Origin of the sequence: Ureibacillus chungkukjangi, assembly GCF_044795995.1 — a bacterium.
Taxonomy (GTDB): domain Bacteria; phylum Bacillota; class Bacilli; order Bacillales_A; family Planococcaceae; genus Ureibacillus; species Ureibacillus chungkukjangi.
Genome location: NZ_CP085009.1, coordinates 1,903,383 through 1,922,005, shown reverse-complemented (window position 1 = coordinate 1,922,005; position 18,623 = coordinate 1,903,383). Strand labels below are relative to the sequence as shown.

General features: G+C 33.4%; 18 protein-coding genes. 3 read left to right on the top strand and 15 right to left on the bottom strand.

Annotated features, from left to right (window positions below; all coding sequences use genetic code 11):
* Positions 1-220: 220 nt before the first annotated feature.
* Together LG296_RS09515 and LG296_RS09510 are read right to left on the bottom strand one after the other, a co-directional pair.
* Entirely contained in the window at positions 221-1,765 is a 1,545-nt protein-coding gene (locus LG296_RS09515; RefSeq protein ID WP_107936367.1) for a cation acetate symporter, read from the bottom strand.
* Positions 1,765-2,088 (bottom strand): DUF485 domain-containing protein, encoded by a 324-nt coding sequence (locus tag LG296_RS09510; RefSeq protein ID WP_107936365.1) that lies wholly within the window; start codon positions 2,086-2,088, stop codon positions 1,765-1,767. Before LG296_RS09510 ends, LG296_RS09515 begins: the two co-directional genes overlap by 1 nt.
* A 464-nt stretch (positions 2,089-2,552) precedes the next feature.
* Between LG296_RS09510 and LG296_RS09505 the strand changes: the two genes are divergently transcribed.
* Positions 2,553-3,125: a YdhK family protein gene (locus LG296_RS09505; protein WP_235867655.1), complete on the top strand. Its 573-nt coding sequence runs from the start codon at positions 2,553-2,555 to the stop codon at positions 3,123-3,125.
* Between the two features lie 245 nt (positions 3,126-3,370).
* Here LG296_RS09505 and LG296_RS09500 read toward each other — a convergent pair whose 3' ends face one another.
* From LG296_RS09500 to LG296_RS09475, 6 genes are all read right to left on the bottom strand, one after another.
* Positions 3,371-3,745: an rRNA methyltransferase gene (locus LG296_RS09500; protein ID WP_107937032.1), complete on the bottom strand. Its 375-nt coding sequence runs from the start codon at positions 3,743-3,745 to the stop codon at positions 3,371-3,373.
* Entirely contained in the window at positions 3,729-4,541 is an 813-nt protein-coding gene (locus LG296_RS09495; protein ID WP_107937034.1) for an LAGLIDADG family homing endonuclease, read from the bottom strand. The genes LG296_RS09500 and LG296_RS09495 overlap by 17 nt, the downstream gene beginning before the upstream one ends.
* A 179-nt stretch (positions 4,542-4,720) precedes the next feature.
* Positions 4,721-6,136, bottom strand: a complete 1,416-nt coding sequence (gene aspA / locus LG296_RS09490) for an aspartate ammonia-lyase (protein WP_107937036.1) — start codon at positions 6,134-6,136, stop codon at positions 4,721-4,723.
* 467 nt (positions 6,137-6,603) lie between these two features.
* Positions 6,604-7,170, bottom strand: a complete 567-nt coding sequence (locus LG296_RS09485; RefSeq protein WP_107937038.1) for a nitroreductase family protein — start codon at positions 7,168-7,170, stop codon at positions 6,604-6,606.
* A gap of 115 nt (positions 7,171-7,285) precedes the next feature.
* Positions 7,286-8,347 carry a serine hydrolase gene (locus LG296_RS09480; RefSeq protein ID WP_107937040.1) on the bottom strand — a complete coding sequence of 354 codons (1,062 nt, stop codon included), beginning with the start codon at positions 8,345-8,347 and terminating at the stop codon, positions 7,286-7,288.
* A gap of 30 nt (positions 8,348-8,377) precedes the next feature.
* Positions 8,378-9,259, bottom strand: coding sequence for a LysR family transcriptional regulator (locus tag LG296_RS09475; RefSeq protein WP_181418058.1), 882 nt, complete (start codon positions 9,257-9,259; stop codon positions 8,378-8,380).
* Between the two features lie 110 nt (positions 9,260-9,369).
* On the opposite strand from LG296_RS09475, the gene LG296_RS09470 reads away from it, so the two are divergent.
* Positions 9,370-10,392: a DUF2332 domain-containing protein gene (locus LG296_RS09470; RefSeq protein WP_107937044.1), complete on the top strand. Its 1,023-nt coding sequence runs from the start codon at positions 9,370-9,372 to the stop codon at positions 10,390-10,392.
* 115 nt (positions 10,393-10,507) lie between these two features.
* Here the strand turns inward: LG296_RS09470 and LG296_RS09465 are convergent, their stop codons facing one another.
* The 3 genes from LG296_RS09465 to LG296_RS09455 all read right to left on the bottom strand — a co-directional run bounded on the left by LG296_RS09465 (position 10,508) and on the right by LG296_RS09455 (position 13,634).
* Entirely contained in the window at positions 10,508-10,735 is a 228-nt protein-coding gene (locus tag LG296_RS09465; protein ID WP_107937046.1) for a hypothetical protein, read from the bottom strand.
* 153 nt (positions 10,736-10,888) lie between these two features.
* Positions 10,889-11,977 carry a toxic anion resistance protein gene (locus LG296_RS09460; protein WP_107937048.1) on the bottom strand — a complete coding sequence of 363 codons (1,089 nt, stop codon included), beginning with the start codon at positions 11,975-11,977 and terminating at the stop codon, positions 10,889-10,891.
* Positions 11,978-12,011: 34 nt separating this feature from the next.
* A complete protein-coding gene (locus LG296_RS09455; protein ID WP_181418059.1) occupies positions 12,012-13,634 on the bottom strand; it encodes a YceG family protein in 1,623 nt (540 codons plus the stop codon).
* A 344-nt stretch (positions 13,635-13,978) separates the two neighbouring features.
* Here LG296_RS09455 and LG296_RS09450 point away from each other — a divergent pair, with 344 nt between their 5' ends.
* Positions 13,979-15,373: a nucleoside-diphosphate sugar epimerase gene (locus tag LG296_RS09450; RefSeq protein ID WP_107937052.1), complete on the top strand. Its 1,395-nt coding sequence runs from the start codon at positions 13,979-13,981 to the stop codon at positions 15,371-15,373.
* A 73-nt stretch (positions 15,374-15,446) separates the two neighbouring features.
* Here LG296_RS09450 and LG296_RS09445 read toward each other — a convergent pair whose 3' ends face one another.
* The 4 genes from LG296_RS09445 to LG296_RS09430 form a co-directional block, all read right to left on the bottom strand.
* Positions 15,447-17,159, bottom strand: a complete 1,713-nt coding sequence (locus LG296_RS09445) for an EAL domain-containing protein (RefSeq protein ID WP_107937054.1) — start codon at positions 17,157-17,159, stop codon at positions 15,447-15,449.
* A gap of 236 nt (positions 17,160-17,395) precedes the next feature.
* Entirely contained in the window at positions 17,396-17,560 is a 165-nt protein-coding gene (locus tag LG296_RS09440) for a transcriptional regulator (protein WP_107937056.1), read from the bottom strand.
* Position 17,561: 1 nt separating this feature from the next.
* Positions 17,562-17,723, bottom strand: coding sequence for a transcriptional regulator (locus tag LG296_RS09435; RefSeq protein ID WP_368730906.1), 162 nt, complete (start codon positions 17,721-17,723; stop codon positions 17,562-17,564).
* Positions 17,724-17,907: 184 nt separating this feature from the next.
* The gene (locus LG296_RS09430; RefSeq protein WP_107937058.1) at positions 17,908-18,333 is read right to left on the bottom strand and encodes a GatB/YqeY domain-containing protein; all 426 of its coding nucleotides are present in this window, start codon (positions 18,331-18,333) and stop codon (positions 17,908-17,910) included.
* Positions 18,334-18,623: the final 290 nt, after the last annotated feature.

Genomic DNA, 18,623 nt, shown 5'->3' with positions numbered 1-18,623 from the left:
CATTCGTTCATGCGTACTAAACTTTACATCTCCCCGTTGTATAGTTACATCTTTACCTTGCTCACGTAGTACACGCAACCTGTTTTTCTTAGCTCTTGAATTCGACATTTACCTTCACCTCTTGATATTATTTGATTTCTATATTATTCCATTATGAGTAAAAAGGGAAGTAATAAATATAAAAACCTCGAGCAACTAGTGCTCGAGGCCATTTTGTGTATTAGTGTGATACGTCTTGAACAGAAATACCAGTTTGAGCTTTAACTTCAACTTCGCGATATTTCGCTTCATCAGCTTCTTTAGAAAGTAGGGTACCAATCCATCCACCTAAGAATCCTAGTGGAACAGAGATGATAGCTGGATTTCCTAATGGGAATAAAGCTTCTCCAACGAAGATTGCTGCACCTTCTACTGGATTCCAAACGTTTGGTGAAAGCGCTACTAAAATTAATGCTGAAATTAAACCAGTTAACATTCCTGTAACTGCACCCGTTGTATTGAAACGCTTCCAGTAGATTGTGTAAATTATTACTGGTAGGTTAGCAGACGCTGCGATACAGAATGCTAAAGATACTAAGAACGCAACGTTTAGAGTTTGTGCTCCTAATGCTAATACGATAGAAATTACAGAAATAATAATTGAACCTGTACGAGCAGCAATTACTTGTTCTCTTTCAGTTACTTTACCTTTTTTAATGATTTGACCATAGATATCATGTGAAAGGGCAGATGCTCCAGAAAGTACAAGACCTGCTACTACTGCTAAGATTGTTGCAAAGGCAACAGCACATACGAAGGAGAATAGAATATCTCCACCTAAAGCTTGTGCAAGAAGTGGGGCAGCCATGTTACCAGCAGCGTTTGCAGCAACAATTGCATCTTTACCTACGAATGCAGCAGCACCAAATCCTAAGAAGATTGTTAACACATAGAATAAACCAACAATCCAAGTTGCCCAAATTACTGAAGAACGAGCTGTTTGAGCATCCTTTACTGTGAAGAAACGCATTAAAATATGTGGTAAACCTGCAGTTCCTAATACTAAAGCAATTAACATTGAAATCGTGTCAATTCCATTTGTATATTTTAGACCAGGGTTTAAGTATGCTTCACCAGCTTCTGTTGCAGTAGACATATGTGAGAACATAGTTAAGATATTAAAATCGAATTTAGCTAATACTAAGAATGAAATAATGACTGTACCTAACATTAAAAGACATGCTTTGATAATTTGTACCCAAGAAGTTGCAGTCATACCGCCAAATAATACATAGACTGTCATCATGAAACCTACAAGAAGTACTGCTACCCAATAATCAATTCCTAATAATAATTGAATAAGTGCACCTGCACCAACAAGCTGAGCGATCATATAGAATAAAACAATTACAATTGAACTTAAAGCAGCTGTTCCACGAACCTTTTTTGCATCAAAACGAGCAGAAATCATGTCCGCTAAAGTAAATTTACCAAGGTTACGTAATGGTTCAGCTACGATATATAAAACCACTAAGTAAGCTACTAAATAACCAAGTGAGAAGAAGAATCCATCAAATCCAGCTAAAGCGATAGATCCAGCAATACCAAGGAATGAAGCAGCAGATAAATAGTCACCTGAGATAGCTAGTCCATTTTGCCAACCTTTTAAACCTCCACCAGCAGTATAGAAATCGCTAGCAGTATTATTTTTTCTTGATGCCCACCATGTGATAGCTAATGTTAAGCCAACAATCCCGACGAACATTGCAATAGCAGTAATACTCATTAATTAACACCTCTCTCATACTCTTCGATAATCGCTTTTGCTTCCTTATCGAATGAATTCGCCTTTGATACGTATAGATGAGCTAGTCCCCATGTCATGATAAATAGCCCAGCAGAGTAGAACCATACCCACGTAATTTCTCCTACAGCTTTATGATGTAGAATTTCAGTAAATGAAGTTAAGATAGGTAATAACAAGTAAGCAACTAAAAAAATAACAGTAAGAGTCCATAAGAAGTTGTTTTTTCTTTTCGTTAACTTTTTGAATGATTCCATTTGTGCAATCTTGTCATAATTAATATTTTCTCTAATTTTCCCCGCCATAATTATCCCCCTTTTTTAGGTTATTATTTTCTACTTTGTGTTCGTAAAATTCTAGTTTAATAGTTTTTACATTTCTCATTTTATTTTGTCGTTCACAAAATTGCAATACTTTTTATTTAAATAATAAATATATTTTTGAAAATTTATTAGTTTTTTAGAGAATTTCTATACAAAAACGATTAAAAATAGGTATTACCATTAAAAAAACACAGATTTCATATATACACGAAAGAGAAAATATGAAAACTTTTGGTTATTGACAAAGCAAAATTTCGCAATTATTCCAGCCTGTAAATAGTGAAAATAGTTTATAATAGTATTCTGTAATAGGCTTTTTGCTAACTTAGTAGATGGTTTATTTGGAAAATTTCAATAAAATTTCACAGCATTTTTTGATTGAAAATTGTTACGATTAATAGGATGAATTCGATGTAAAATAATATAGCTTATGGAGGGGTTTTACGGTGTCTAAATTCAGTTTTGTAATTATAGTATTAGCCATTGTATTGAATTTATCTGCTTGTGGAGACAATGAAGATGCTGCTCATGATATGTCACAAGATGATAAAGAAGAAACTACACAAATTGACCATTCAACAATGAATCATTCAACTGATGGCAAGTTACCAGATGGTTTAAAAGAAGCTAGTTATCCAACATACTCAGTCGGTAGCACAGCTATAATACAAGCAAACCATATGGAAGGCATGAATAATGCTGAAGCTACAATTGTAGGTGCTTATGATACAACAGTTTATGCAGTATCTTATACACCATCAAATGGTGGAGAACCTGTTACAAATCATAAATGGGTGATTCATGAGGAACTAAAGGGAGCTGGTGAAGATCCTTTAAAGCCAGGTGATCAAGCAACCATTAATGCAGACCATATGCACGGAATGCAAGGAGCAACAGGAACAATTGATTCGGCAATAGAAACTACTGTATATATGGTAGATTACATTTCAACAACAGGAGAAAAAGTAACAAATCATAAATGGGTCACAGAAAGTGAATTATCAAAAACAAAAGAATAAGCTTGAAAATACAGCTTGGGAAGTCTAGGCTGTATTTTTTTGCCTAAAGCAACAGGTGTTAATTTATAAACACTATAAGATTAATGGTACTAGTTGAAGATTAAAAATTGGTTTCAGAGCTATTTTGGTTTCTGTCTCACTATTAAGAGTATACTTTTTAAATGATACTTAGCTTCCTATAATAGATATTACGACCACATCCCTATTTATAGAAGTATAAAAAGGAGTATCTAAATACTCCTTTGCTAACTTTCAATACGATATCTCCATTTACCATCTTTAACTTGCTCAATATCAATTAAGTTGCAACTTGCTTCAATAACATCATTTAAATTCAATTTATTATCCTTAGCAAATACTCTAAGATTTTCTAGTACTTCTTTATTACATGTTGTTCTGAATTCAACTCGATCCTTGGGTCTGTTTTTTTTATCGAAGTTTATATAATTTTCTTTTAAAATCTGCACAAATCCAGTTTCTAATAAATATCCTACATGTGTATTATGTTCGTCTGCTAGTTTTTTTAGCTCTGTTAGCAATGATTTACTTATACGTGTTTTATATTCAGCCCTAGTATCGTCAACCGTTTGAATTAATCTACCATTAACAGATTTCCACAAAATACTTCACCTCCGTTTCTTTAATCCATTGTGTAAGCCTCTCACGTTTTGTATATACATAATTTTCTTCACAATTATTATAAATAAGCCTAGATAGCTCTGAAATACTTTCTTTACCTTTTACCCAAACTCTATATACTTTTCGCCCTGAATTTGTCAATTGGTTTGTTATTTCAGTTTTCAAATTCCATTTTTTAAATATGTTATATAATCCTTCAGCGAAATTATAACTAGCTGTAGTAATATTCATTACATAACCACGGTCTTGTACCCACCCATCCCCGTCCACTACCCCTCGTACAAATGAGCCCATAAATTCTTCCGGCACGTCTGGAAAAGGTAAAGTTAAAGATTTATTGGAAGTAACTCCTAAATTAGCCAGATCATTTTTAATTTCTTTTGAGTTTATAACTAAGATGGGTACGGTTCTAGTGGTGCTGATTGGTCGTACTACGTAGGCTACTTCCATATATTTGGCCACTAGTTTAAGGATTCTTTCATCTTTTTGAGCGAAGTTTATGCTATGTGCATTTCCACTAACTGTTCCATCCGTAACAAATAATCCAAATACCCAAGCCATTTCATGGGACCAGATTTTAAAAAAGTCTTCATTGACCTTATGTTTTCTTGGTTGGCCACTGGATGGCTCACGATTAACGGTGACATTATGCTTAGCAATTACATTATAGATGGCTCGATTAGATAGCCCAATAATTGGAACCATCTCTTTATAAGGCATGCCACTTTTGTACATCTCTATAATCATATCATCAGTTATTCCTTTATTTCTCGGCATCTTAAACCCTCCAATATAATTAGGCTTTATGCTATAAACTAAAGGTGTTAATACAATTATACAAACATATGTTCTTGTTTTCAATAATTTACACTCAATTTAAATGAAATAATTTCCAGATGATTCAAATAAAAAGTTCAACCAATATTGGCTGAACTTTAGATATTTCTCTTACAATCTTATAAGCTTCTTCCACCTGCAATACCTGGATGCGTCATTTCATATGGATCTAATATTTTATCTAACTGTTCGGCAGTTAGGGCACCTGATTTAATACATAACTCACGAACAGAGTTCCCTGTTTCAATTGCCTCTTTTGCAATTTGAGCAGCAAGCTCATATCCAATATGAGGATTTACAGCAGTAATAATCCCTACACTTTGTTCGACATATTGTTTTAAATGCTCTACATTTGCTTTAATACCTAATACACATTTCTCTGTAAACACTTTAAATACATTATTCATAATCGAGATAGATTGAATTAAATTATAGAATAGGACAGGCTCCATTACGTTTAATTCAAATTGGCCAGCTTCAGAGGCTTGTGAAATCGTTAAATCATTCCCCATAACTTGAAAAGCAACTTGGTTTACTACTTCTGCCATCACGGGATTTACTTTACCAGGCATGATTGATGATCCAGGCTGACGAGCTGGTAACACAATTTCAAATAATCCATCGCGTGGTCCAGAGGCCATTAAACGAAAATCATTGGCAATTTTAGACATATTAATCATGCAAACCTTTAACATGGCAGATACTTCAGTATAACAATCCGTATTTTGAGTTGCATCCACTAAATGTTCTGCTCCACTTAATGGCAACCCACTTAAATCCCTAAGATTTTGTATAACTGCTTCAATATACTTCGGGTCTGCATTTAAGCCTGTACCAACAGCGGTTGCCCCCATATTCACTTCATATAAATGCTGAATAGATAGTGACATACGTGATATATCACGAGAAATCACTCTAGCATAAGCCTCGAACTCTTGACCAAGTAATATCGGTACAGCATCTTGTAAATGTGTACGGCCCATTTTTATAACACCGGCAAATTCTTTCGCCTTTGACCCAAACGCATCTTGCATAGTTTTAGTTGAATCGAGTAATTGATGCATTAAGCTTAAGACTGCAATATGAGTTGCTGTTGGAAATGCGTCATTTGTTGACTGAGACATATTGATATGGCTATTGGGACTAATGACTTTATAATTCCCCTTTTCCACTCCCATAAGTTCAAGTGCACGATTTGCAATTACTTCGTTTGAATTCATATTGATAGATGTCCCAGCACCACCCTGAATCGGGTCAACAATAAATTGGTCATTCCATTTTCCATCAATCACTTCATCACATGCTTGTATAATGAATTGTCCAATTTTATTGTCTAACATACCCACCTTCATATTGGCTAGTGCGGCAGCTTTTTTTACAATACCTAAAGATTTTATAAGCACTGGATGGATTCGGTATCCAGTAATTGGGAAATTCTCAATAGCCCTCATTGTTTGTACGCCATAATATGCGTTTTTTGGTATTTCCTTTTCACCTAAAAAATCTTTTTCAATACGAAATTCGCTCATTACCATAATACAAATCTCCATTTCTGATGTCTTCTAAATTAAAAGCAAATTATTTTATATAAGAATATTCCAAAACCTATCTCTAGATTAGCACAATTTAATCTAATTTTGAGATAGAAAATTAAATTTTTTAATGTTCGAATATTATGTGAATAAATCTTCGAAATCCAATATATGGAAACTAATTGATTTACAGTAATGAATTGATTATATATAATTATAGTAATATCGTTTAGAAAGTGAGGAGTTTCGGTGGGAAACAGTAAGGTGAAGGCTAAAATAACATCAAATTTAGTAGTACCAGCCTTTTTCGGAGCTGGTATTGGCGCATTTTTAGGTTTGTTAGCATATGTTAAGGATTGGCTCTCTTTTTTATAATTAAATAATGTAAATAGTTATCTGGTTAAATTTTAAAGGGTTTTTACACGACGCTATACGATCGTGTAAAAAACCCTTTAATAATGTTTATGGTGTTATTTAAAAGTGCCCTCAAAAATTGTTTCATTTAATGGGCGACGTGTAGATGGCTGTTCACGACCTTGTAAATCTTCTGGTAATGCCTCTTTCTCACCTTGGTAGCCAATGGCAATTACAATTTGAAGATCGAAGTTGTCAGGAATATTTAGAACTTCACGGGCCTTGTCCTTTTCATATCCACCCATCGCATGAGTTACTAAACCTTCTTTTGCAGCCTGTAGTGCTAAAAAGCCCCATGCCGTGCCACTGTCAAAAGCATGCACTGGATCTTCCTTATCTGAAATAAGTACAGCTAATACTGGAGCTTTTTCGCACCAGCGACGGTTCCCATCTAAGATGAAGGAATTGAATTTTGCTCGATCCTCTTCACTTCGTGCAATGATAAATCTCCAGGGCTGTAGATTGATTGCAGAAGGAGCCCAGCGTGCTGCTTCAAACACGCGCATTAGAACGTCCTCAGGCACCTCTTTCTCAGAAAAAGATCTAGGAGACCAACGATTTAAATAGATAGGATCCACATCATGCTCTGATTGGCGGAATTGTTTAATTTGTAGTTCATTCATTGTAATTACTCCTTAGAAATAGTTTAAATTTAATGGGCAGCATCGTATGTATTTTTACACTCTATTGCCATTCAAAAGTTTAAACCAGTTGCAGGGAATAATCCAAAGGAACGACTTATAGTGAAAGCGTTCGATTTTGTACATTTTCTATTTCTAGCTTTTTCAAACAATCCATCACTGTATCTCCAAATGACCTAACATCCTCTAAATAGTCATAGCCTTCTGGTGAACCATAGCTATTAAACATACGAACTGCAACTATGTCTTCATCTGGTATGACCAACAGTGTCACGCCTGTATATCCAAGGATTTGAAAGGCTCCTTTTGGGACACTCGCACCAATCTCTGTTTTTGTTGCAGGTAAAGCCTTAACAAACCATAAAAAACCGTTTTGAGGGAGATCTTTATCTATTGTTGAAGGACTTTGTAATGAAATAGCTAAATTTAGCAATTCTTTTGGTACTATCTGTTTCCCGTTAATATTTCCTTCTTTTAAATGTAAGTACCCCCAGAAAGCCAATTCCCTTGCAGAAACAAACATATTCATCCTGTCACCATCAGTACTTTTGTCGATGTTCCATTTCCTGTGCTGACCGTCCGTAAGAATAACATCTACAAGTTTTTCGTGTGAATTGCTATACCAACCAGTTTCTTTCAAACCTAATGGCTCAAAAACTTGTTCATGCAGGATATGAGAAACTGTTTTTTGGGTAGTCCGGTTGACCAGTTCGGTTAGGGTATTTATATTGACTTGCCTATATGTCCAATTTTCACCGACTGGATATTCGCGGAAAATTTGCCCGTCTAATTCATTTAGACCATGTGTATGGGTTAATAAATGTCTTATTGTGGTATTCTCCCAGATTTCAGTATCAAGCTCTGGTAAATATTGAAGGACGTGATCATCTATACTCTGAATTTTGCCGGTAAAAATTGCGTAAGCTACTGCAAAACCAATATAGCTTTTTCGAACAGATGCTACGTGAAATTGGGTGTTTGCTTGAACAGTCCGTGCATCATTCTTATTGGATTGTTTACCCCAATACTCTTCAATGACAACTGTATCCTTATGAATAACAAATGTAGCAGCTCCTGAACAAACGACTTGATTAGCGGTATTTTTTACATGCTCAACTATTGGAGTAAAATCATTATTACTTTTAAAATTTAGATTCATAGAATGCTCCTTTATTGATTTAACTGCATTTTAAACTAGATAAGAAGATAGCAGCTTTTCTCTAATTAATAACGTTTTTTTATCGTTCAGCTTATATTGCATGTATATTTTTACTGATGGTAGCTCGAATTCTGTAAACGGTATGACATTAAACCGACCCTCCATCATCTCTCTACGAATAATAAGCTTGGGTAAAAAGGATATTCCCAGGCCATCCTTTATGAACCTTTTCACAATATAAGATTGAGGAATGGAAATCGGTTTTACATAATGAAAATGATTTTTGACTAATAGATTGATGCTGGGAAAGATGCTGGATATATGATTTGTAAAGAAAGGATAAGTTCTAAAAAGCTCGTGGATATCAAAGTTGACACCTGTTTCATCATCATATTGATCTAGCGGCACCACGAACTCTAGCGGGCTAGTATGAATTAATTCATCCTGTATAAACTCACTATCACTTGGTGTCAACCCAATTCCGATATGCGCTTGTCCAGATTGCAATAAACTTCCTATTCTCTCAGATTCCACAACCATTAAGGTTACCTCATAGGATGGGTTTTCTATTATAAATTGATAGATTATCTGAGGTATAGTTGAATCAACCAGCATCGGTGAAATCACAATAGTAAGCTTGACGTTTTTCTTTTCTGAAAACAATTTCAGGTTCTGCTTCCCTTGCTCAATTTTATTTAGGATTTCCTCTGCCTCAGTTAAAAAGAATTTCCCCTCTTCTGTTAAAGCGACCTTTCCACTCTCCCTTTTAAATAATTGAATTTGTAGGTAATCTTCTAATTGATGAATATGTACTGTTATTGAAGGCTGAGAAATATAAAGAAGTTCAGCGGCTTCTCGAAAGTTTTCAGTTTTACCAGCAACTACAAAGGATTTCAAACATTTTGTTTCCATTTTCATCCCACCAATTAAAAATCTTAATCGTAATAATTAAAAAGTATTAATTTTCATAATTTTACCAAAAGTATACACTTAACTTAATCAATCAACAAGGGGATGATGAAATGGATGATTATAAAAAAAACTTTCAACAATTCGCCGACAAAGAAGCGAAAGGTAGTAGTGAGCTATATGCTTATTTGAGTATACGAGTTATCGAGGATTTGGAATTACTTGATATTATTGATAAAATTCCAGCTTCTCAGCCAAAACCAAATCTCTTTTTTGCATCTATTCAATATCTTCTAACGAAATCTGATGCTCCTTTGCGAAATTATTACCCGTCTTTAACTGAAAATCCCTTACCATTTGATGAGTGCTTTGAACCTTTTAAAGAATTCGTACTTACACATAAAGAACAGCTTCTTGACTTGTTTCATACAAAGCTAGTCCAAACAAATGAGGTGAGAAGAGCTGCCTATCTATACCCGACTTTTTTAGATATACAAAAGAATACGAACAAGCCTCTAACACTCATAGAAATCGGCACAAGTGCTGGGCTATTGCTTTGTTTAGATGCTTACAATTATGAATATAAAGAAGATAATCAATCATTTAGAGTAGATAATTTCGATAATTCGATAACAATTCAATCTGAAAACAAAGGAGGAAATTTACCAAATACTATAAATGTAGACTTGAAAATAGAAAAGCGCATTGGAATTGATTTAAATATTGTGGATTTAAGTAATAGAGAAGAATTCGAATGGATGCTTGCATTAATTTGGCCAGAGCACCAAGAAAGAAGGAAGCAGTTTGTGGCAGCCAGTAAAATTGCAAATGCAGTTGAAAAAGAAATGTATGAAGGAGACCTATTAGAACTATTACCGAATATTATTCAATCCAATTCACCTGAAAATCAAATTGTTTTGTTCCATACTCATGTTGCAAACCAATTTCCTGCACAGTTAAAAAATGACTTTAAAGCGTTATTAAATAAAATGAGTTACACACGCTCTATTTACCATGTCTATAACAATATGTACGATTTAAATCTTCATCAGGAGCACCTTGAAAATGGCAAAGTCGTTTCAAAAAAGACATTTCTCAAACCGGATGGGCATGGAAGATGGTTTTATTGGAATTAAATTGATTTTTTCGTAAATAAAAAGCGTATCACTAAATATAGAGATACGCTTTCCTACTATAAAACTAGCTACTTAAAGGAGAATTCTAATATTCTTTCGGTCTTACTTCTTGTTCTTAGTCAGGCATGAAAGTAATTATTCCACTAAAAATAAGAAATATAGTTACTATCACTATGGCAGCAATATTGCCCCACTTAAACAGAGTCATTTGTAAATCTGAAAACTCGGGCTCTTCGCTATAACGCCATCTATCCATAAAAAGAATCATATCTTGCGGATAATATAATCCGAAAATTGCAAAAGTATATATAGGTAATGAAAAAACGATTGCTAAATAAAGCATAATAAGTCAGCTCCAAATTTTTCTAGTACTAGTATTTACGAGCTATACATTTAAAAGTTTCAAATTTTTGTATATTTACAACAATAAAAATACAGATTATTTAGCTTTCTATTTTTTGAAAGGTCTAAAAAAAGTGTCAATTAGATGACACCTTTACTTTGCGACTTTCTGTTCAAAACGTTTCTTTAAATCTGCTAATTTATTTGTACCCTCTGTTCGTTCTTCATTTGCTTTACTATAAATATCTTTCACATCTTCAATCCCCTGGATAATCGTTCCCCAGGTCTTTTCAAGCGATTCTAATTGAATCAAGCTACCATTTGTTAATCGTGCCATCGCTTTTTCTTGCAAGGCGGCATTATTAGCGTTTTTTAACAATAATTCATTTGTTTGAGCATCTAAAGTCTGCTGAGCTTTTTCAATCACCTGCTGACGTTTCAGTGCTACCGTTTGAGCTAGAGCCTGCTTGAATAATGGCAGAGTAATTATAAATGAAGTATTGATCTTTTGAACTAATTCGTCATTCCCCGTTTGTGTAAGTTTAATCATGGGAAGACTTTGCAGTGCAACATTTTCAGCTAGCTGTAAGTCGTATACCCGGTGGTCCAACATTTCTTTAGCCTGGACTAAGGATTGTAATTTTAACTGGTCTAACTGATTGCCAGATACCTTCGCCTTTTCTTCCCACTCAGGTATAAGCTTTGTTGATAATTCCTGAATAGCAATTTCTCCAGCTGCAATATATTTTTGAAGCTCCTCGTAATAGGCAAGATTATGATGGAACATTGTTTCTAACTGATCGTTTTCCTTTAGAATTTCAGCCTCATATTTCTTTAGAGTTATGCCAACTTGTTCGACATCCATTTGCATTGTTTCATATTTCTTAAAAATCGTTTCCATCGAGTTTTTCGCTTTCTTGAACAGCTTTTGAAAGAAACTAGGCTTTCTTTCCTTATCAAAATCATTTAAATCAAATTGATCCATGATTCTGCTAAGTCGTAAAGTTAGATCCTTAGCTTCTTCAATTTTAGCTCGCCGAATAGAATTTAAAATCATATCCGAAAATCTTGATATCTCTACAGTCGTTTTACTACCAAATGTGACGAGGGAATTCAGATTTTCGATATTTAATTGACGACGAATAGCTTGTGTTTCAGGAGAGATTTTAACCTTTTTTAGAATCTCACTTGTTCTTTGCTCTAATTCATTTGGTAATTGAACCTTATAATTTTCTGCTTCCATCTTCCTTCCTACCTCCCTTTGAGTTAGAAATGAATTATCGTTTAAAGAATCTTTTTAAAAAGCCTGTTTTAGTTTTAGGAATATCATTTGGAATTTCCAAGTCAAATTGAACAGCTGGTAACTGATGGATATCAAAATAGTTTCGGTTAATCCAAGCTTCAATATTATTGTAGTTTGTGGGTGTATAAATAAGAATATCTGCCCCTATCAAATTGAAATAACATAATAAGATAATGTCTGTTTCAGAAAAATTATCTGGCTTATTATCATAAATAACAATTTTAGGAACCTTACCAGTAAAGTCGAATGACTCAACTAGCCTCAAAAAGTCTTTTTCCAATGTTATAACTGTCATTAGTATTTTGATTCTTAAATCATCATCCATCTCTTTCAAAAACATATCTGATTTAATTAACTCGTTCATCTTACTTACAACAAAGTCTTGTACAGTTTGATTTAAATATGCCAGCTTATATAACGGGTGCTTAAACAGCTTTTCCTTTTCAATCAATCCATTTGCATCGAAAACAAAGGAAGTAGAATACATTTCCTGCCTGCTATAAGTAATTGGTGTAAAATCTACTTTTTCTCTAAAAACAGTATTAACAGTTTCCTTCATTTCAAATAGTTCTTTCCAGTAGTCCTCTAATTGAGGATATGTTCCACTTACCTTGACAAACAAATTCGGAACATAGACAATTTCATTCTTCACTTGAAATTCAGGTCTTATTTTTGCATCCTCATGCCATAAGATTTTCATTTCGTCATGAGTAGTTCTTAAAGTGATAGGCTTTGTTAAACCTGTTTCAAATTGCCTTGTTTTAAAAATCCCTACCTCTTCTCCATATAAGAAGCTTTCAATTTCCTCTTTTGCTTCATAGGTAACAGTTTTCTTTCGTACTCGTTTTGCCTCTTGAGGGAACGGTTTAATTGGGAAGCTGTTGGAGTAAACCATTCTTTTGGAGAACATATCGTTTGAATCAATTTGGGAAAACCTCTGCTCTTTTGCTGGTTCTGTATGAATGTATAAAATATCAATGCCTAACAACGAAGCAAAGATTAAGAAATAAACCTCATGAGCTTTTATATCTCCATAGAAAATGATTTTGGGTATATCCTTGTCTGGCTGACTGGTTGGATATAATTTTTCAATAATTCGCTGCAGCCAAATCAATATTTTAACAACGAAAGTCTCTACTTTTGATGTATTGAGGAAGGATTCATTTTTTAGAAATAAATCAAGAACCTGTAAAAAGGCTTTATGAATAACAGCATAATGACTATGCCCATAGAAAATACGTGAATTAAAAAATAGAGATAAGCCTTGCTTCCTAAGAGCTGTAGGATCTTGTGTTAAGGATTTCCCAATAAAATTTTTAAAATAGCTCATTTCATTGTTTTGTGGTGTGAGAATTGAACCATCAAATCGAACATAACGCCCATATGCCGATAACTGTTCGTCTAATCGAAACAACTCATTTATATATATATTAAAATCGTTTTCTTCTTCGCCCTCTACCCCCAGTAAACGATAAAAATAAATTGGTATAACGGGTGTCTCTCCCCCGACATATCCAATCCTTTGTTCAACCGGGACTAATATATCCTCTAAGGGGTTTCTCGTCTCCTTCAAAGAAACAACAAAGTTTGAACTCATAAACTCACCATCTTTTGTATAGTTAACTTCAATTATACATCTTTTATCTATTGGAAGAGAGTGTTTATCCATATTTTCTCATTAATCTTTTATATGCTTGTTATAATTTGCAAACCATAGCATCAGTCATGTATTTTATAATACATTGTTTTTCTAAAAATTATTGAATTCAGTTCTAAAACTCATGCAAACACAATAAATTAGTAGAGTGGGCTTTCTATGTATTTTTATAAGTACAATTTTTCGTTCAATTGTTTTGAGTAGGAATAATTCATAAATTCTCAACACTTTTTGCTATTGTTTCATAAGCGAAAGAAATATAATAGAGGTAATGGAGGTACGGTATGCTTAAAATTAAACATATTGAATTTATAAAGACAGTTTATGATGAATCTCTTTCACATAACATATTCTCAATAGCTAATATTCAATTCTCCAACTATCCCCCAATCAACGGGGCTCTTTTGTATTGGAAGAAAAATACGTCTCGTTCAGATTTTACTCCTGAGGGTGATTTTAAATTTTTCTATGATATGTCCAATATTACATACTACGCTTCTGTAAAATTCCCTAAAAATATTAAGCTAACACGTGACCAAAGACAAGAATTAGCTTATATTTTGTTGGACGAGCGTGGATCAATTGGTACTTATAGCTTAAAAACTGATCCTAGCCGAAAAAGAAAATTCAGACCCCAAAAAGCATTGGAAAAGTTGAACTTCCCTATGGGCTTTGATTTAAAATCAATCCCCTCTTATGTGGGACCAATCATTGATGAGATAGACTTGTCCCAATTGATAAAAGACAACGGTAATATGTCAGAAAAGTTCGTCCATGATTATTGTTTTTGGCGATATAATTTAGTAAAGCTTCACCCGTCAGAGTTTGAGAAATTTTTGGACTATGTTGATTTTGCATATATTTGCTATGCTTGTGACCAGTTAACTGAAGAATATTTAATTGAACATATAGATAAAGTAGATGTTTCTACCCTGCAATATAATTACCCTGTATTATCAAGGCTTTCTGCTTCCTTTAAGAATTATATTGTCGACGAATTAAGACGTCAAAATCTGAAAATAAATGATCATTTTGAGGAAGAAGTCGAGTTGTTTATTGAAGATGAAACGTATTTCAGTGAATACAGTACAATTCACTTACTTGACGAATATGAGGTTGAAGAAGAGGAAGAAAAGCAAGAGTATCATTTTTTTGAGTTTGATCGTGGTCAATATAAATGGCCTGGAAGTGAACACATGGTAAAAGGAATTCCCTCATTAGCTAGTCAAATATATGACGATATGGGCTATAAAAAACGAACAAATAAGGAAATGGACGCTCACTTCGAGCAATATTCTGAACTACAAATTCAATTGATGAGTGCTGTATTAGAACCTCATTGGCTGCATCGCTACAGAAATAAAATCGATTGGCAAATTGTTTGTAAATATAACGAACATTTAACAGACGATTTCTTAGTCTCACATGCTCAATTTATTGATTTTGAAGCACTTGGCAATAATTTATGGTGTGAGTTATCCGTGGGATTCATAAAAAAGTATTTAAAACACTTTAATCATCACCAGCCTATACCAATCATAATTCGCCATTTAACAGAGGAATTGTATATGAGTTACAAGGATATGATTCAGGTTAATTCTGATTTATTATTCCAATATTATGATGCAGTTGGCAATTATGATGAATATGAACGTTTACTAGAGCTATTAAAAGAATAAAAGAGTATGCTGATTTCAAAATTCAACATACTCTTAACTAATCAGGAATAGTTTTAAGGCTATTCCTGATTTTCTATTCTGATAATTCACTTTGCATTTTCTTCGTTATATCAATAACATTTAAAGGTTTACTGAAATAATAACCTTGCACATACTCGCAATTATATTGTTTGAGGATTTCCATTTCCTCAATGGTTTCTACACCTTCTGCAACTACCTTTAACTTTAATGCATGGGCCAAGGCTATGATAGCTGCAACCATCGCTATACCTGATTCCCCTTCACTAATATTAACGATAAAAGTTCGGTCTATTTTAAGCGTATCTACTGGGAATTCTTTCAAATAACCTAAAGAACTATAGCCTGTACCAAAATCGTCAATCGCTACCGTTAGCCCTAATTCTTTTACTTCCTGAATTTTATTTATGAGATCATCATTATAATCCATCATGCTCATCTCAGTTATCTCTATTTCAAGATGCTCTGGCTTCACCTTTGTCTCTTCCAGAATCTCAACAAGTCGAGCTACAAAATTAGGTTCTTTAAAATGTAAAGGAGAAATATTAACTGCAACCCTCAAATTAAAATTAAATTGCTTTTCCCATTCTTTAATTTGTATGGCAGTTGTTTTTAAAACCCATTCTCCAATTTCATTGATTAACCCACACTCTTCAGCAAAGGGAATAAAATCATTTGGAGGAATATGACCTAATTCCTCATCATTCCAACGCAAAAGGGCTTCCATCCCAATAAGTAGTTCAGTCTTCACATCCATTTTCGGCTGATAATGAATTTCTAATAGGCTTTCTCTTATAGCGTTGCGGAGCTTAGATTCTAATATCAGAATGTGGTCATTTTTCCCTTTCATGACCTTCTTGAAAATCTCATATTGATTTCCTTTTCTATTTTTCGCTACATACATTGCCATATCAGCATTTACTAGTAAGCTATCAACGTCATTACCGTGTTTAGGGAAAATACTTATTCCAATGCTAATCGTCGAATAAAATTCATATTTGTTAAAGACATATGGCTGTTCAAACATTTTCATGAGCTTTGTCGCCATTTCTGACAAAATACTAATATCTTCAAGTAGAAATACAAATTCGTCTCCATTCAATCGATAAAAGGAATTGCCAGTCTTATCAATAGATTTAAAACGTTGTGCAACTTCAATTAAAAATAAATCCCCGACATTGTGCCCAAGTGCATCATTAATATGACGGAATCTATTAATATCTATGAAGAATAGGGCAAATTTTGATTGATTTTCTTTACTTTTTTCAATTAACATATTTAACTTTTGCGATAGATATCTACGGTTTGGTAAACCAGTTAACACATCATGATTTGCAAAATGGGTTAACATTTGTATGTTTTTTTGTTCAGTAATATCTGTTCGAATAGATATATATTGCTTTGGTTTCCCCATTTCATTTAAGAAAGGAACTATCGTTGTCTGAACCCAATAAAGTGAACCGTCTTTTGCGCGGTTACAGATCTCACCATTCCACGTTTGACCACTACCTATTGTTTTCCACATAGTTTTAAAGAATTCTTTTGTATGAAATTTAGAATTTAAAATGCGATGATTTTGACCAATTAATTCTTCTCGCCTATATTTTGAGATTTCACAGAACCGATCATTTACAGCAGTTATTATCCCCTTTGAATCTGTTACTGCCATAATAACGGCTTCATCAATTGCTGTCTTTATATCTTGTAATTCTTCATATGTATGCTCCATGAGTGAGGTTTCTGTTGACTGAATATCTTTATTTATCATGAATTCCCTCCGTTGCAACTTGTCTGAAATCTCGCAATATAATTATTTGTAAGTATTATAGAACTATTATACAGCTAAACCAGGTAAGATAATAGATAAAATGTCGAAAAATGTATAATTGTAGTTACAAATTGTTCGTTTTTATTTAGTAAAAAAGTCTTGATTTTTAAAACAAAACAACCTTACTTGACAAAAACTTCAAGTAAGGTTGTTAATTGGCGTATTCTAGATTTACATCAGTTATCAAAATTATTCCCCCTCTTTTGAGTAGTACGTTCATTGTAAGCCTCCAATTGCGCCTTGGATAAGCTCAATAAGTAGAATGCAAAATTAATAGGCTCTAGTCCATATCCCTGGCAAGCTTGCTTGTAGTAATCATATCCAAGATTATACTCAACCATCCTACTTACATCCTTTCATAAGCTTTGCTTGTTCATTATAAGAATTTAGCTGCTCCTGTGATAGCTGTTTAACAAAATAATAAAAGTTTATAGGCTCTAACCCAAAATCCTCACATCTCATTACATAATAGTCATAGCCTTCTTGATAAATTGACATTTTCATCATTTCCTTCCTTAGATGTTGTTATATAACAGCATATTATTATACACCATAATATAGAACAGAATTAATTTTAAGTCAATAAAATTTTCTGAATAAATAATTATTTATTTCGATTTTTACTACCTTTCTATGCCAAAATTAAAACCCACGTCCTTTAACGTGGGTTTTACATCAACTTACCTTATTAAATTAAACTTTTTACGGCTCTGGACATTGTTGCTCCGTCAGCTTTACCTGCAAGGACTGGTTTTGCAATTTTCATTGCATCCCCCATATTCATACCTTTACTAATGCCAGCTTCTGTTAAAACTGCCACAATTTCTTCTTCTGTTAACTGTTTTGGTAAGAAGCTTTTTAAAAGTGTCAACTTTGCTTCTTCCTTCTCAATAAGATCCTCTCGGTTTGCTTGTTTAGCACCATCTAGGGATTGGTTGGTTTGTTTTATTTCACGATTCACAATAGCAATCTCTTCTTCATTTGTAAGAGCAGCACCTTTTTCTTTTTCTGCTGTATCTAATGCGGATTTTAAAAGTGTCAATACTCCTTTTGCTAGGACATTTTTTTCCTTCATCGCAGTTTTTAATTGTTCAAATACTGTTTCTTTAAGCATTAATAATCTTCCTTCCCATATTAATCATTTAATAACCCAAATAAATATATTATTACTATATTAAATAAAGTGGATTTATGCCAATAATAGAGAACTCCGGTAAATAAATTAGGAATAGAAGAACATTTAATAAGAATCGATCAGAAAAATGATATATTTTTTATTAGTCTAATTTCTCTAAAAAAGCGTTTCCATTCTCTAAAACAACTATAAATTATCAAATCAATAAATAGTCAGAAAATTTCGTATTGAAATAATCTTCTAAACTAATATAATAATCCTTACATTAC

Excerpts from the sequence above, each read along its gene's own strand:
- LG296_RS09495 (WP_107937034.1), bottom strand. The coding sequence starts at position 4,541 with ATGCCGAGAAATAAAGGAATAACTGATGATATGATTATAGAGATGTAC.
- LG296_RS09450 (WP_107937052.1), top strand. The coding sequence starts at position 13,979 with ATGCTTAAAATTAAACATATTGAATTTATAAAGACAGTTTATGATGAA.
- LG296_RS09440 (WP_107937056.1), bottom strand. The coding sequence starts at position 17,560 with ATGGTTGAGTATAATCTTGGATATGATTACTACAAGCAAGCTTGCCAG.
- LG296_RS09460 (WP_107937048.1), bottom strand. The coding sequence starts at position 11,977 with ATGGAAGCAGAAAATTATAAGGTTCAATTACCAAATGAATTAGAGCAA.
- LG296_RS09480 (WP_107937040.1), bottom strand. The coding sequence starts at position 8,347 with ATGAATCTAAATTTTAAAAGTAATAATGATTTTACTCCAATAGTTGAG.
- LG296_RS09515 (WP_107936367.1), bottom strand. The coding sequence starts at position 1,765 with ATGAGTATTACTGCTATTGCAATGTTCGTCGGGATTGTTGGCTTAACA.
- LG296_RS09430 (WP_107937058.1), bottom strand. The coding sequence starts at position 18,333 with ATGCTTAAAGAAACAGTATTTGAACAATTAAAAACTGCGATGAAGGAA.
- LG296_RS09475 (WP_181418058.1), bottom strand. The coding sequence starts at position 9,259 with ATGGAAACAAAATGTTTGAAATCCTTTGTAGTTGCTGGTAAAACTGAA.
- LG296_RS09435 (WP_368730906.1), bottom strand. The coding sequence starts at position 17,723 with ATGAAAATGTCAATTTATCAAGAAGGCTATGACTATTATGTAATGAGA.
- aspA (WP_107937036.1), bottom strand. The coding sequence starts at position 6,136 with ATGGTAATGAGCGAATTTCGTATTGAAAAAGATTTTTTAGGTGAAAAG.
- LG296_RS09455 (WP_181418059.1), bottom strand. The coding sequence starts at position 13,634 with ATGAGTTCAAACTTTGTTGTTTCTTTGAAGGAGACGAGAAACCCCTTA.
- LG296_RS09470 (WP_107937044.1), top strand. The coding sequence starts at position 9,370 with ATGGATGATTATAAAAAAAACTTTCAACAATTCGCCGACAAAGAAGCG.
- LG296_RS09510 (WP_107936365.1), bottom strand. The coding sequence starts at position 2,088 with ATGGCGGGGAAAATTAGAGAAAATATTAATTATGACAAGATTGCACAA.
- LG296_RS09445 (WP_107937054.1), bottom strand. The coding sequence starts at position 17,159 with ATGATAAATAAAGATATTCAGTCAACAGAAACCTCACTCATGGAGCAT.
- LG296_RS09485 (WP_107937038.1), bottom strand. The coding sequence starts at position 7,170 with ATGAATGAACTACAAATTAAACAATTCCGCCAATCAGAGCATGATGTG.
- LG296_RS09465 (WP_107937046.1), bottom strand. The coding sequence starts at position 10,735 with ATGCTTTATTTAGCAATCGTTTTTTCATTACCTATATATACTTTTGCA.